17 protein-coding genes are annotated in these 13526 nt (G+C 33.3%); 3 read left to right on the top strand and 14 right to left on the bottom strand.

All coding sequences use genetic code 11. From position 1 onward, the window contains the following. Positions 1-5 precede the first annotated feature (5 nt). The 4 genes from KWG70_RS16215 to KWG70_RS16200 all read right to left on the bottom strand — a co-directional run bounded on the left by KWG70_RS16215 (position 6) and on the right by KWG70_RS16200 (position 3222). Positions 6-614, bottom strand: coding sequence for a bifunctional nuclease family protein (locus tag KWG70_RS16215; protein WP_230937090.1), 609 nt, complete (start codon positions 612-614; stop codon positions 6-8). Positions 615-729: 115 nt separating this feature from the next. Further along, complete coding sequence (locus KWG70_RS16210) at positions 730-1692, bottom strand: electron transfer flavoprotein subunit alpha/FixB family protein (RefSeq protein ID WP_230937089.1); 963 nt, start codon at positions 1690-1692, stop codon at positions 730-732. A gap of 21 nt (positions 1693-1713) precedes the next feature. Continuing rightward, positions 1714-2460 (bottom strand): electron transfer flavoprotein subunit beta/FixA family protein, encoded by a 747-nt coding sequence (locus tag KWG70_RS16205; RefSeq protein ID WP_230937088.1) that lies wholly within the window; start codon positions 2458-2460, stop codon positions 1714-1716. Positions 2461-2487: 27 nt separating this feature from the next. Then, on the bottom strand, positions 2488-3222 hold the full coding sequence (locus KWG70_RS16200; RefSeq protein WP_230937087.1) for a hypothetical protein: 735 nt from the start codon (positions 3220-3222) through the stop codon (positions 2488-2490). 329 nt (positions 3223-3551) lie between these two features. On the opposite strand from KWG70_RS16200, the gene KWG70_RS16195 reads away from it, so the two are divergent. Beyond that, positions 3552-4529 carry a pyruvate dehydrogenase complex E1 component subunit beta gene (locus tag KWG70_RS16195; protein WP_230937086.1) on the top strand — a complete coding sequence of 326 codons (978 nt, stop codon included), beginning with the start codon at positions 3552-3554 and terminating at the stop codon, positions 4527-4529. A gap of 156 nt (positions 4530-4685) precedes the next feature. Next, positions 4686-7196: a DUF5686 and carboxypeptidase-like regulatory domain-containing protein gene (locus KWG70_RS16190; protein WP_230937085.1), complete on the top strand. Its 2511-nt coding sequence runs from the start codon at positions 4686-4688 to the stop codon at positions 7194-7196. A gap of 28 nt (positions 7197-7224) precedes the next feature. On the opposite strand, the gene KWG70_RS16185 is transcribed toward KWG70_RS16190, so the two are convergent. The 10 genes from KWG70_RS16185 to KWG70_RS17905 all read right to left on the bottom strand — a co-directional run bounded on the left by KWG70_RS16185 (position 7225) and on the right by KWG70_RS17905 (position 12689). Then, positions 7225-8040: a cyclase family protein gene (locus KWG70_RS16185; RefSeq protein WP_230937084.1), complete on the bottom strand. Its 816-nt coding sequence runs from the start codon at positions 8038-8040 to the stop codon at positions 7225-7227. A 142-nt stretch (positions 8041-8182) separates the two neighbouring features. Beyond that, positions 8183-8587, bottom strand: coding sequence for a DoxX family protein (locus tag KWG70_RS16180; protein ID WP_230937083.1), 405 nt, complete (start codon positions 8585-8587; stop codon positions 8183-8185). Between the two features lie 38 nt (positions 8588-8625). Next, complete coding sequence (locus tag KWG70_RS16175; protein WP_230937082.1) at positions 8626-9078, bottom strand: carboxymuconolactone decarboxylase family protein; 453 nt, start codon at positions 9076-9078, stop codon at positions 8626-8628. 76 nt (positions 9079-9154) lie between these two features. Next, on the bottom strand, positions 9155-9727 hold the full coding sequence (locus KWG70_RS16170; protein ID WP_230937081.1) for a Crp/Fnr family transcriptional regulator: 573 nt from the start codon (positions 9725-9727) through the stop codon (positions 9155-9157). Next, a complete protein-coding gene (locus KWG70_RS16165; RefSeq protein WP_230937080.1) occupies positions 9728-10513 on the bottom strand; it encodes a GNAT family N-acetyltransferase in 786 nt (261 codons plus the stop codon). It lies immediately after the preceding gene. Positions 10514-10539: 26 nt separating this feature from the next. After that, a complete protein-coding gene (locus tag KWG70_RS16160) occupies positions 10540-10875 on the bottom strand; it encodes a hypothetical protein (protein ID WP_230937079.1) in 336 nt (111 codons plus the stop codon). Further along, positions 10872-11720, bottom strand: a complete 849-nt coding sequence (locus KWG70_RS16155) for an FkbM family methyltransferase (RefSeq protein WP_230937078.1) — start codon at positions 11718-11720, stop codon at positions 10872-10874. The genes KWG70_RS16160 and KWG70_RS16155 overlap by 4 nt, the downstream gene beginning before the upstream one ends. Before the next feature lie 78 nt (positions 11721-11798). Continuing rightward, entirely contained in the window at positions 11799-11996 is a 198-nt protein-coding gene (locus KWG70_RS16150) for a hypothetical protein (protein ID WP_230937077.1), read from the bottom strand. A gap of 10 nt (positions 11997-12006) precedes the next feature. Beyond that, positions 12007-12483, bottom strand: coding sequence for a hypothetical protein (locus tag KWG70_RS16145; protein WP_230937076.1), 477 nt, complete (start codon positions 12481-12483; stop codon positions 12007-12009). A gap of 80 nt (positions 12484-12563) precedes the next feature. Then, complete coding sequence (locus KWG70_RS17905; protein ID WP_262910644.1) at positions 12564-12689, bottom strand: hypothetical protein; 126 nt, start codon at positions 12687-12689, stop codon at positions 12564-12566. Between the two features lie 206 nt (positions 12690-12895). Between KWG70_RS17905 and KWG70_RS16140 the strand changes: the two genes are divergently transcribed. Then, positions 12896-13423: an inorganic diphosphatase gene (locus KWG70_RS16140; RefSeq protein WP_230937075.1), complete on the top strand. Its 528-nt coding sequence runs from the start codon at positions 12896-12898 to the stop codon at positions 13421-13423. Positions 13424-13526 lie beyond the last annotated feature (103 nt).

Here is a 13526-nt window from a genome sequence, read left to right as displayed (position 1 = left end):
AGGGATTAACGTTTAGAGATTTCGTCTCGTATTTTGGCTGCTTTTTCATAATCTTCATTATTGACAGCCTCGTCTAGAAGTGTATGTAATTCTTGAATTGTTTTATCCTTATAGTTTTCTTGAATACTAGCTTCAATTTCTTCAACGACCATGTCGTCTACAAGAATGGAATCTTGGTCTTCGCTTTCTTTTTTAGGATTCACTTTTAGATAAATTCCAGCTTTATCTAAAATGTTTTTATAGGTAAAAATTGGAGCCTTAAAACGCAACGCTAGTGCAATAGCATCACTGGTTCTAGCATCAATAATTTCTTCAATCTTATCACGTTCACAAATCAAACTAGAGTAGAAGACACCGTCAACTAATTTATGAATGATAACTTGCTTTACTACGATATCAAAACGATCGGCAAAATTTTTAAATAGGTCATGCGTTAAAGGTCTCGGAGGTCTTATCTCTTTTTCAAGAGCAATAGCTATCGATTGGGCTTCAAAAGCACCAATAACGATGGGTAATTTACGATCACCATCAACTTCATTAAGAATTAAAGCGTACGCCCCATTTTGGGTTTGGCTGTATGAAATTCCTTTTATGTTTAATCTAACTAAACTCATAATTTCTAAAACGCAAAGAACTGTTTTAATTAGGACTTTACAAACTGCAAAATGCAGATTTATATATAAAGAACCAAATCAAAACAGCCCTTTTCAAACTACAATTTATAAAAAATTATGCGTTTTGAGCTTTAAAAGCTTTTAATTTTTCGATGAGTGTTGGTACAACTTCAAAGGCATCACCTACAACACCATAATCTGCAGCTTTAAAGAAAGGCGCTTCTGGATCTGTATTGATAACTACTTTTACTTTTGAAGAGTTAATTCCTGCTAAATGCTGGATAGCTCCTGAAATACCAATCGCAATGTATAAATTTGATGCTACTGGCTTCCCTGTTTGACCAACGTGCTCACTATGAGGTCTCCATCCAAGGTCGGATACTGGTTTTGAACATGCTGTTGCTGCACCTAAAACATCTGCTAATTCTTCTACCATTCCCCAGTTTTCAGGACCTTTTAATCCACGACCACCAGAAACAACGATTTCAGCATCTGCTATAGTGACTTTATCTGTTGCTTTATCTACAGATTGTACAGTAACTCCCGATGCAGAAATAGCAGGAGCGAAGTCCTCAGAGGCTGCATTTCCGCTAGATTCTACTAATCCGAAAGCATTTTTTGATACACCAACAACTTTAACGTCTGTATCAATAGACGTGACATTGAAAGCTTTGTTAGTAAATGCTGTACGCTTTACTGTAAAAGGCGCTGTACTTGAAGGCGCTTCAACAACATTAGAGGCATAACCTGCATCTAACCCAATAGCTACTAATGGCGCCAAATATTTACTATCGGCACTCGAACTAAGCACTACAACTTTAGAGCCTTCCTGTTTAGCAGCTTGCTCAATAGCACTTGCATAAGCAGCGGCATTGAATTTGTCTAAATCACCATTATTAATGTTAAGTACCTTATCTACACCATAGCTTCCTAATTCTGAAGAGTCTCCTGCATTAACAGTTACAGCTGTAACGGTTGTTCCCATTTGATCTGCAACGGCTTTGGCATAAGAAGCAACTTCAAAAGCTACTTTTTTAAATTTTCCTTGTTCTGATTCTGTATATACTAAAACTGACATGTGTTTTCTTTTAAGGGTTGATTAAATTACTTTCGCTTCGTTGTGAAGTAAACTAACTAATTGATCAATATTATCTGCATCTACTAAAGTTACAGCGCCTTTTGGAGCTGGTTTTTCAAACTTAACAGAGTTTGTTTCTGCAGCAGCATTTGTTGGTTCTACAACCGATAATGGTTTTTGACGTGCCATCATGATTCCTCTCATATTTGGAATTCGAAGATCACTTTCTTCCACTAATCCTTTTTGACCACCAATAATTAAAGGTAAACTTGTCGCTACAGTTTCTTTTCCACCATCAATTTCACGCATTGCAGTAGCATTGGTACCATCAACTTCTAAACTAATACAGTTGGTTACAAAGTTAGCATTCGTTAAAGCTGCTAGCATACCTGGAACCATTCCTCCATTATAATCAATAGACTCACGTCCAGCAATGACTAAATCATAACCACCTTCGTTAACGACATTTGCCAATTCTTTTGCCACTTGAACACCATCTTTAGCTTGAGTGTTTACACGTATAGCAGCATCAGCTCCTATAGCTAAAGCCTTGCGAAGTGTTGGTTCTGTTTCTGGACCACCAACATTAACCACAGTTACGTTGGCACCTTGTTTTTCCTTAAACCACATCGCACGTGTTAAACCAAACTCATCGTTTGGATTGATCACAAACTGAACACCATTAGTGTCAAATTTCGTATCTCCTTCGGTGAAATTAATCTTTGAAGTTGTATCAGGAACGTGACTAATACATACTAATATTTTCATATCGAATTATTTATTTTGAGTGTATATTTATTTTAATTTTTTCGCTTTTTTGATAATTTTTGGAAGTCGCTTATTTAAGTCTTTCATTAATCGCTCTAATGCACTTTCACACATAGGTAAGATCTTTTTAGTACTCATTACAGGAATTCCTTTAACCATTACAGATGTTTTTTTAGAATTAGCACCTTCATTTATTACAAAGACTTTTTTTCCTGATTTGTCATACATTGTAATTCTGGCATTGGCTCTCATTTTTACAGTTGCAGTACCTCCAATTCCAAAACCTTTGGTAAGATCAAAATGTACTTCAACAAACATCACTCCGTTAGCTTTGTCACTAAACATTTTAGCTGTGGCAACTTCATTGTCTTTACCAGCAAAACCATCATAAATGTACTTGTAGCCATCATAAATGACGTAGCGCTTTAGTTCTTCTTCATCTTTTTCATACTTTGGTTTGAAATCGATATATTCTTGGTTTTTTGTTACTTCGTCTTCTGGAAGTAACTCAAATGGAAATTTTTTTGAATACGTGTTAAAGAATTCTGTATGAAATTTTTCTAAAATAGGTGTTAAATCAAAATCTGGATTATCTCTTAATTTTAATACACGCGCCAAAAGTTCTTCTCCTCCTGCATCTAGCTCACTAAAACCAATTATTTTATCTGTATAAAAGCTAACTACAGCTACTTTTTTGTCTTGAGTAAAACCTTTGGCAACCATACATAAGGTCACACAAAGCACTAATAAAGTTTTTTTCATATTGAAGTTTATTTGCAATGTTATTTTTTAGAGGTTACGAAGATAATTATAATAATTTGAATTTTACTATGCGTGCATAATAAATTTTATAAAAAAATTAATTCCCATGTGTTTCATTGTCAAATTCTCAGAAATGCCTTTATAAAGTGTGAATAATTCAATTTTTTAGGACTTGAATTTCTTAGTAATTGTACGTTTTATAAAGGAAAATATATAAAAAGATAAAAAATGCTCGCTTGATTGTATTTGTTTCTATTTTCATCCTCAATTTTATGTTATTTTATAAGCAATAATTATTATTTTTGCTATTCGTTTAAAAAAACTTATAGATGAAGACAATTCAATTTAGAGAAGCGATTGCCGAAGCCATGAGCGAAGAAATGCGCAGAGATGAAAGCATTTATTTAATGGGTGAGGAAGTCGCGGAATATAATGGGGCTTATAAGGCTTCAAAAGGAATGTTAGATGAATTCGGATCTAAACGTGTCATTGATACTCCAATTGCTGAGCTTGGCTTTGCTGGTATTGCTATTGGATCTACAATGACAGGAAATCGTCCTATCGTAGAATACATGACCTTTAATTTCTCTTTGGTTGGTATTGATCAAATAATAAATAATGCGGCTAAGATTAGACAAATGTCTGGCGGACAATTCAAGTGTCCGATTGTATTTCGTGGACCTACCGCTTCTGCAGGTCAGTTAGCTGCAACACATTCACAAGCATTTGAAAGCTGGTTTGCTAATACACCTGGTTTGAAAGTCGTAGTGCCTTCTAATCCTTATGATGCTAAGGGCCTATTGAAATCGGCTATTCGTGATGATGATCCCGTAATTTTTATGGAAAGTGAGCAAATGTATGGTGATAAAGGAGAAGTGCCAGAAGGCGAATACACAATTCCATTAGGTGTTGCCGAAATTAAGCGCGAAGGTACTGATGTAACCATAGTATCGTTTGGTAAAATCATAAAAGAAGCCTACAAAGCTGCCGACGAACTAGAAAAGGAAGGAATCTCATGTGAGATCATCGATTTACGTACTGTACGTCCAATGGATAGAAATGCAGTTCTAGAGTCGGTTAAAAAAACAAATCGATTAGTTGTTCTCGAAGAGGCATGGCCTTTTGGAAATGTTGCTACCGAAATCACATACTTAGTACAATCTGAAGCATTTGATTATTTAGATGCTCCAATTGTTAAAATAAATACTGCAGATACACCAGCACCTTATTCTCCAGTGCTATTGGAGGAATGGTTGCCTAATAGCGAAGATGTAATTAAAGCAGTAAAAAAAGTGATGTACAAATAAATAAATCGCAATTATTTGCGTTAAAAGAACTTCATTAGCACGATTGTTGATGAAGTTTTTTATTATGAAAGCCTATATTCGCATTTAGGTTGCAATAGCTCTTACAATCAAAGAGAATTAATTCTTAGATCTAGTGTATTGCAAATATTAATATAAATGAAACAAAAGCTCCTTATTTTATTTTTATTCTTCGGAATATCCATGGCATTCGCTCAAACTAAAGTGAGCGGTTATGTGTACGATGAGAACAATGAACCTATAGCCTTCGCTAATGTACTATTCAAAGGGTCTACTGAAGGCACCATAACCAATGAAGATGGTCGTTTTTATTTAGAATCTGAAAACACATGGCAAACTGTTATTGTGTCTTTTTTAGGTTATGAACTCAAAGAATTTACACTAGAACAGAAAGTTAATTACGATTTAAAGTTCATATTAAAAGAAGAAGCGGCAGCACTCAATGAAGTCGTTATTGTTACAGGTAAACAATCTAAGAAAGCTTCTGAAAATCCCGCCATTAGGATTTTAAAAAAAATATGGGAACGCAAACGTCAAAATGGGTTACGCCAATTCAAGCAATACCAATACGACAAATACGAAAAAGTTGAATTTGATATCAATACTATAGACAGCGCTTTAATTAAAAGTCGTTTGTTTAGAGGTATGGAGTTTGTTTTTGATAAGGTGGATACATCTAGTGTTACTGGGAAGACCTATTTGCCTATGTTTATCAATGAGGCTGTGAGTAAAGTGTATGGTGATAATCTTCTTGACAAGGAAAAAGAAGAGCTAAAAGGGAATAAAAATTCTGGGTTTAGTAACAATCAAGTGATTATTGATTTTGTAGATGACCTCTATGCCGATTTCAATATCTATGATAACTATCTCAAGTTTTTTGATAAAAGTTTTGTGAGTCCGTTGTCTCGTACTGGAATTCAAACCTATAACTACGTATTATCCGATAGCGCCTTTATCGATAATAAATGGTGTTACAATATTATCTATTATCCGAGACGTAAAAATGAATTGACTTTTAAAGGTGATTTTTGGGTAAACGATTCGACTTATGCTATTAAGGATATTAATTTACAGGCTTCTAAAAGTGCTAACATAAACTGGGTTAAAGAGATTTATATCGAACAGGAATTTGAAGTACTGAACGATACACTGTTCTTGATAAAACGTGATTATATGTTATCAGATTTCGCCTTGAGTAAAAAGGAAAAATCTCGTGGTGTTTACGGAAAACGAACCACTTTATATGATAACTATGTTTTTGATGAGGTTCAACCTGAAAAATTCTACGATGAGGAGGTCTACAATTATAACGAGGATGCCTATAATCGAGATGACGAATTTTGGGAAAAAAACCGAATGGAATCTTTAAATAAAGATGAAAAAGGTGTCTATAAGATGTTAGATACGCTTAAAACAGTCAAGAAATTTAAACGTCTTTATAATCTGGGAAGTATTCTGGCTTCTGGATATATTGAAGTACCGAGTCTTAATCTAGATATTGGACCCGTATTTTCAGTATTCGGATTTAATGAAGTAGAAGGTATGCGTATTCGAGGTGGAGGGCGAACTTACTTTGGACCTAATGATCTATGGCGAGTAGAAGGATTTCTAGCTTACGGATTTAGAGATGACAAATTTAAGTATGGCATTTCGGGGAAATGGCTTATCGATAAAAAAAACCGATTAATCATTTCAGGTGGAAATAGACGTGATGTGGAGCAAATTGGTGCTAATTTAACATCATCAACAGATGTTTTAGGACGTAGTCTGGCGTCCTCAGCGGTTGTTGGAACGAGTGTTAATGATAAGTTGACCAATGTTAATTTGACCACATTGGCCTTAGAGATTGAACCAAGCAAGAACTTTGTAATACGAACAAGTGGTACTTACAGAACATTAGAGTCTGCATCACCAACGTTTAGTTTAGATTATAATGATCCAGAGTCTCCAACTGGAATCTCATCGGAAGTAAAACAATTTGAAACAGCTTTATCGTTATCGTACTTTCCTAATCGTAAAATGACAGGATATGGTGTTGAACGTCGAAATGCTAATGATGGTTTTGCTACCTTATTTGCACAAATCACTAGAGGTGATAAAAGTTGGTTTAATAGTGATTTTGACTATACAAAAGTTCAGTTGTCTTATATTCAGCCTTGGCAAGTTGGTGGTTTTGGAAGATTAACCACAACTGTTGAAGCTGGTAAAACTTTCGGAGAAGTTCCATTGGGTTTATTGAGTGTCGTTCCTGGAAATCAGTCATATTTTTCAATCTATAATACATTTCCGCAGTTAGATTTTTATGAATTCGTTACAGATACTTATACTTCGGTGCATTTAGAGCATAATTTTAACGGACGTATATTTTCTCGAATCCCATTTCTAAAGAAATACAACCTAAGAGCTATTGTTGGTCTTAGAGGTGTTTGGGGAGATTTGTCTGATAAGAATATAGCATTGAATACTACAGGAAATCCAGTAGAAACACCTTTAGTTGCACCAAGTGAAGATATCTATTATGAATATAGTTTTGGCGTTGGTAACATCTTCAAAATTTTAAGGATTGATTTTAATTTTAGAGGGAATTACCTCTCTAATCCTGATGCAAGATCCTTTGGTGTGACTGGAAGCTTCGGGTTTAGTTTTTAAAAGAAATCTAGTCTAAATCTTAGCTTTTCTATTCACTTACAAGCGCTACTATTCTTAAAGGTGCACCACTGCCACCTTCTATTTTCATTGGTAAGGCAATAATTTCAAATTCATTTGACGGTAATTTATCCAAATTGGTAAGGTTCTCAAACGCTGGAATATTTTGCTTTAATAGAATGACGTGGCTTTGGAAATATTCAGATTGACCATAATCAATACTTGGTGTATCAATGCCTATAGCGTTGATGTTTCTGTTCTCTACTAACCAGGTTGCAGCTTCAGGTGAAAGACCTGGAAAATGTAAAAGCTTTACGGCATGATCTCCACGTTCATCTGTGCCAAGATATTTTACTTTGTCTGGATAATATTTTGAAAAACCTGTTTCAATTAAAACAATGCTTTTGTCTGGAATTGTATGTCCATGCGTTTTTTCCCAATTGGTAAAGTCTTCTATATTAACAAGGTAATCGGGATTATTGCTACTCTTTTGTGTGATATCAATTTTAATGGCATTACCAATTAATTTTTCTAGAGGAATTTCATCTACAGTTTGAGCATTTTTTGCAAAATGAATTGGTGCATCAATATGTGTACCACCATGCTCTGCAGTACTAAAATTATTGGCAGCATAATAATAGCCTTTTTCTGTTTGTCCTTTAAATACAGTATCTAATTTAAACTCTTTAGCAGTTACCCAATAGACGGTTTTATCAGAATAGCTGTGAGATAAGTCTATAATGCTTTTGCTCGCAGATTCTGATACTGTTTCAAGAGACTGTTCATTTTTGGTGTTACAACCAACTAAGGTTAAACACAATAATAGATGTAAAATGGAAGCTTTCATAAGACGATAACTTTAAACCATTAATTTTTCTGAAACTTGATTAATGGCTTGATTGCGTCTCTAATGTAGTAAATAGAAACTAAATAATAGGCGTTATACTAAGTTTAGATGCTTATTATTAGTTATGTAAAACCCAAATTGGTTAGTCTTCTTTTTTTATAAATATCGTATCGAGCTCTAAATGCTTTTCTTTAAATAAACTCAAAGCAAAAGCTGCTGCCGAAGCAGTAAATACTGAATAGTCTAGAGCGCCTTTTACACCTGTTGATAGTGTAATTGAAACAGCAAAAATCAATAAAAGGATACCGCTTAATTTTGCAACTAGTTCGGTTTTAAATCCTAGTATAAGGCATATTGCAAATACTATTTCGGCAATAGTTGCAATACTACCAATTAAAGCTATAAGGGTATCTGGAATCCACGGATTTATAAGTTGTGTATACTCTAAGAAGTTGGTCCAGCTTCCCCAAGCAGAAAGTTCTGTTTTCCAAAAACCAAATCGATCGGCAACAGCTGATAAAAATCCAATAGAAAGTGCGAGTCTCAAAAAAAATTTAATTGTTTTACTTCTTGTTTGCATAGTTTTTATTCGTCTGCTTTGTAGTTTCCAGGTGTAAACTCAAATGTTTTCATTAATCGGTTCCATGTATTACTTTGAGAAATAGTTAAAGTGATATAACAAATCTCTTCTTTAGTATAAAAACTTAATAATTCATTGTAAATCGTATCAGGAATGGGTTTACGATTTAATTTGGTAAGCGCGTCTGTAAAATAAAGAACTGCTCGTTCTTCTTCAGTAAAATACGGCGTGTCTTCCCATACACATAGAGACGATAAGCGTAAATCGGTTTCACCCAGGTGTTTTAATTCTTTGTGATGCATATCGACGCAATAAGCGCAACCATTTTTTTGAGAAGTTCTCAGGCGTATAATTTCAATTAATTGTTGGTTTAAAGAAGAACCAGTTATAAAATCTTCAATTGTTCTTAAGTGTTCGAACATTCCGTTTGGAATATCCTGATAAGTAATTCGTGCCATACTATTCGTTTTTGATTATGGTGTAAAATTATGAGTTACTTGTCAGGTAAAAATTAAGATATCTTAAGAATGATCTTTAGTTGCGTTGTCGTCGCAATTCACTTAAATATTCGGGTGTGATTTCAAGATAAGAAGCAATCATGTACTGAGGAACGCGCTGTGCGAAATCTGGTAATTTTTCAACAAAAAAAGTATAACGCTCTTTACTTTTCATTTGTAAATAGATGTCACTTTTTCTAAGGTTTGCAATGAGCATGTTTTCGGTAACAAGTCTGAACATACGCTCTAATTTTGGATATTCTTTGTAGAGTAATTCCAAATTGTACTTAGATAAACATAAAACAGTAGTGTCTTCTACAGCCTGTAAATATTGAGATGAAGGTATTTGATTAATGAAGCTTTCCATATGGGTAATCCACCAATTGTCTATGGCAAACTGGGTAATCTTTTCATGACCTTTAGCATCGATATAAAACAAACGAACAACACCTTTTAAGATAAAATAGTTGTGTCTGCAGATGGTGTTCTCTTCTAAAAGAAATGTTTTCTTTTTAAAGATTTTTTCTTCAAGTTTTTCATAGATCGCATCAATTTCGGCATCATCAAATTCTACATATCTATTGAAATATGTTTTGATTTGTTCTTTCATTTATACAAAGCTAATATCTATAATGCTATGTGCATAATGGAATCCTGCTTTTTCTATGGCTTTTTTTGAAGCGATGTTGTCAATGGTTGTTGAACAAATAGGTCTTCGATTTTTACTAAGTGCTATTTGAGCAAGTGTATTTAGAATTTGTGTTGCATACCCTTTTCCTCTAAAATTAGTATGAACTGCAACACCAACATCAGCAAATTTGGGCTGAGAATCACTTAAGCGACATTCTCCTGTTCCGATAAAATTTGTTTGGTCTTTTAAAATGTACAATTCATTTCGCTGAACCAAATTTTTAGTATAACCAAAGGTGTCTTCAAAACCAACTTGCGCCTTGTAAAATGACTTTATAGTATCTATATCTTCATTAGTTGCTAAGATTAATTCTACAGGTGCTTTTAATTTTTTTTGGTCACTATCATACTGAAAACAAAATGTATTGTTTTCCATAGATATTGAATATAATATACAGGTATTAAAACTTACAGGTTCAATAGAACTTAGTTTAGCAGAAGTGATAAGGTGTGTATCTATTAAAAGTTTAATAGCATTTTGCATTAAACCTAAGTGTGGTTTACTAAGGTATATTTGTGTCAAACTATCATCATTATCTATACAACAGTAACCAATAATTTCATTGTTGTTTTTGATGAGGTATGCTGTTGAAGAAGCGATATAGAGTGACTCCCACATACTATCTAAAGCGGTAGTAAATGTGTTGTATAGCTCTTGTCTTAATGGAGTAATTAATGTGGCATCGTCCGTTTTAATAAAATTCATTTTGTAATAGTTTGTTGATAGGTTATTTAAAAGTCTAGAAATGGAGAGAAGTACCATATGGCATACAAAAATGTCCAAGCGCAATATAGAAGTGTTCCCGAAACTAAAAAAGCCCATCTAAAGCGATATAATTTTAGTTTACCCTTTAAATAAAAGTCATCCAGAAGCTCTATAACGATACCTGTAGAAAATAAAATATTGGCCAAAATACCCCAAGCTAAAACACCGAGTAAGTCAACTAATAAAAATTCAAATATACCAGAAAGGATACCTAAAATACCTGATATACCTACCAAAATATTAAACCATAAACGTTTTGATTCCCACCAATCGAGAATTGTTACTTGTGTTTGGGTATTCATTTAATAATTTCAAAATTATATTCACCTTCTAAACATGTGGGCTCTTTAGTGGCGACCAAGTTTTCACATTTTAGAGATCTATAGTTATTATCTAATGGTTGTAGATGTGTATTATTAATGACTTTAAATATCTGAAAACCTGAGCTAGTTAACAGGTTAATAATATCACCCGTATTATAATTGTAAGTAGCATAGTTGTTCTCAAAAGACTCAAAATAGATAAGTTTGGTCTTATTTAAAACTGCTGCGGCGCCTTCAAAAACTTGTTTTTCAAAACCTTCAACATCAATTTTTAAAACATCGATGTCGTTCGTGTCTTTGAGTAATTCATCTAATAGGTTCACATCTACTTCAACCCCTTGGTTGGAATCTAAAAGTATTTTATTAGAATCATCAGATTTAGCATCACTAAAGTGTAATTTACCTTTTTCATTTCCAACGGCAGAATTGATAAGTTCAATAGATTCAAATCCATTTAGTCTGATATTAGATTGTAGGACTCCAAACGTTTTTGGATGCGCTTCAATACCAATCACATGACCTTCAGTTCCTACAGAAATAGCTCCAGTAAGCACCAATGTACCAATATTGGCACCAACGTCAACATACGTATTACCGGGTTTGAGTGTTTTACGAAGAAATCCTTCATCTTCTTGTCCGTAATCTTTATTTCCAAATAAGGTAATTGCTAAATTAGATTGGGACAGATGAATTTTGTAACCGCGTTGTTTGATGTGAACATATTTGTTTAAACCCGTTCGTAAAAGGATATAAGCCCAAATAATTTTTAACGGATTGTCACGTTCTTTTAGAATCGACAAAACGGTTTTGATATGTCTAAGCATTTAGATTGGTCAATTGGTTGACTTACAATTAACAATAATTATTTGAGATAGAGAAACATTGTGGTTGAAGTACAATTTTTAGGTGCCTTCCTCTAGTTGCTTTTTGTAATCTTTAGATTTTATCAAAAACCTATAACCAATAAAAGCACCAATAATACCAACAAAAGAAATACCTCCAGAGAGCAATGCAAAAATGATAAATACAACACCAATGGCTAAAATAATATAAGCTAGTGTAATGTTTGTATTTGCTGTTCTCAATTTTTTTTGATCCATTGATTCTATTTTAGTGAATTAGAGAAATTTCATCATTCAATTCCTTTATGAGCGTTTCTCCATTTTTATGTAAGTTTCTATAGAGTTCTAACATGTATTGATCTGTTCTTAACGCCCAATTAATTGTTTGTTTAAATCTGAAGTCATCAAACAATGAATCATAGTTAATAGGTTTTAATTTATAGTTAGATAAATCGAAGTGCTCAATCATTAAGGGCTTTAAGTTATTGACATAGTGCTCATAATGTTGTTTTTCATTTGTCTTTATTTTTTCATATTCGAAATCATAATAGAGGGCGATCTTTAATCTTAAACTGTCATTGTTTATGGTTTCAAGTCCTCTTGATTTTAATGTTTCATAAGGTCCTTCATTTGATAAAAAAGTAGTGACGCCAAGTAAGTATGGTAATTTGATATTTAAACTATCATCCATTGGTAAGTCTTTTTCTATATAGTCAATAATCTGATTATACAGTTTTACTCGCATACTGAACCCATGTATGTTCTCATCGATATCTATTAGATCTTGATGTATTGCACTTTTAATTTCTTTAATTGATTTAACTTCTATTTTATTTGATTTTTGGTTTCATTCCAATTATTAAACCAAATGGCAATAGTAATACCCAAGAAAATTAATAGTAATTCGCCAAAAGCATATTTCCAGTTAATACCTTTAATTAGTTTTTTCAAAATGCTAGAGATTTTAGTGTAATTAATCTTTTTCAATATAAGACATATCTTATAACTTTCTTAGGTTGAACAAAAGCTTTAGGTTGTGTCATAAATTTTCAAAATCTCCTTCACTTTTTAATTGCCAAACTGAAACATTAGACTATCTTTGCACCCCGAAAAAAGAATAACACACCTATTTCCGTAGGAATAAATAGTGATAAGTAATGACAGCAACTGGAAAATTGACCTTTGATGTATTGATAGAGATCCCAAAAGGGAGTCGTAACAAATACGAATATGATTTTGAATTAAATAAGATACGTTTTGATCGTATGTTGTTTTCATCAATGATGTATCCAGGTGATTATGGGTTTATCCCAGAAACACTAGCTTTAGATGGCGACCCATTAGATGTATTGGTCATGGGAACTGAGCCTACATTTCCGATGTGTGTGATGGAAGTAAAACCAATTGGTGTATTCCACATGGCAGATGAAAAAGGTCCAGATGAAAAGTTGATTTGCGTACCAGTTACTGATCCTATCTGGAATAGTTATGAGGATATCACCGATTTAAATCCACATAGAAAAAAAGAGATAACACACTTTTTTCAGGTGTATAAAGATTTAGAAAAGAAGAAAGTAGATGTAGGTGGTTGGGGTAATGCAGATGAAGCTTATGATATTTTAAATAAGTGTATAGATAGATACGAAAATAGCGAGCATAAAACTAATGGTGACTTTACCATTTAGTTAATATTTTAGATTTGAGTAGTTAACCCTTTGTAATAAACGCAAAGGGTTTTTTAGTTTTAATGGTTTTCACTACTTTTGCCCAGCTAATTAACAAATCTAA

The sequence above is a fragment of the Psychroserpens luteolus genome, from assembly GCF_021032705.1.
Classification (GTDB): Bacteria; Bacteroidota; Bacteroidia; order Flavobacteriales; family Flavobacteriaceae; genus Psychroserpens; species Psychroserpens luteolus.
The sequence above is the reverse complement of the archived record's forward strand: the minus strand, read 5'-3'. Positions and strand labels throughout refer to the sequence as shown.

What these genes read in the sequence shown, in the direction of transcription:
- KWG70_RS16215 (WP_230937090.1), bottom strand. Translation starts at nt 614, where the DNA reads ATGAGTTTAGTTAGATTAAACATAAAAGGAATTTCATACAGCCAAACC.
- KWG70_RS16210 (WP_230937089.1), bottom strand. Translation starts at nt 1,692, where the DNA reads ATGTCAGTTTTAGTATATACAGAATCAGAACAAGGAAAATTTAAAAAA.
- KWG70_RS16205 (WP_230937088.1), bottom strand. Translation starts at nt 2,460, where the DNA reads ATGAAAATATTAGTATGTATTAGTCACGTTCCTGATACAACTTCAAAG.
- KWG70_RS16200 (WP_230937087.1), bottom strand. Translation starts at nt 3,222, where the DNA reads ATGAAAAAAACTTTATTAGTGCTTTGTGTGACCTTATGTATGGTTGCC.
- KWG70_RS16195 (WP_230937086.1), top strand. Translation starts at nt 3,552, where the DNA reads ATGAAGACAATTCAATTTAGAGAAGCGATTGCCGAAGCCATGAGCGAA.
- KWG70_RS16190 (WP_230937085.1), top strand. Translation starts at nt 4,686, where the DNA reads ATGAAACAAAAGCTCCTTATTTTATTTTTATTCTTCGGAATATCCATG.
- KWG70_RS16185 (WP_230937084.1), bottom strand. Translation starts at nt 8,040, where the DNA reads ATGAAAGCTTCCATTTTACATCTATTATTGTGTTTAACCTTAGTTGGT.
- KWG70_RS16175 (WP_230937082.1), bottom strand. Translation starts at nt 9,078, where the DNA reads ATGGCACGAATTACTTATCAGGATATTCCAAACGGAATGTTCGAACAC.
- KWG70_RS16170 (WP_230937081.1), bottom strand. Translation starts at nt 9,727, where the DNA reads ATGAAAGAACAAATCAAAACATATTTCAATAGATATGTAGAATTTGAT.
- KWG70_RS16165 (WP_230937080.1), bottom strand. Translation starts at nt 10,513, where the DNA reads ATGAATTTTATTAAAACGGACGATGCCACATTAATTACTCCATTAAGA.
- KWG70_RS16160 (WP_230937079.1), bottom strand. Translation starts at nt 10,875, where the DNA reads ATGAATACCCAAACACAAGTAACAATTCTCGATTGGTGGGAATCAAAA.
- KWG70_RS16155 (WP_230937078.1), bottom strand. Translation starts at nt 11,720, where the DNA reads ATGCTTAGACATATCAAAACCGTTTTGTCGATTCTAAAAGAACGTGAC.
- KWG70_RS16150 (WP_230937077.1), bottom strand. Translation starts at nt 11,996, where the DNA reads ATGGATCAAAAAAAATTGAGAACAGCAAATACAAACATTACACTAGCT.
- KWG70_RS16145 (WP_230937076.1), bottom strand. Translation starts at nt 12,483, where the DNA reads ATGCGAGTAAAACTGTATAATCAGATTATTGACTATATAGAAAAAGAC.
- KWG70_RS16140 (WP_230937075.1), top strand. Translation starts at nt 12,896, where the DNA reads ATGACAGCAACTGGAAAATTGACCTTTGATGTATTGATAGAGATCCCA.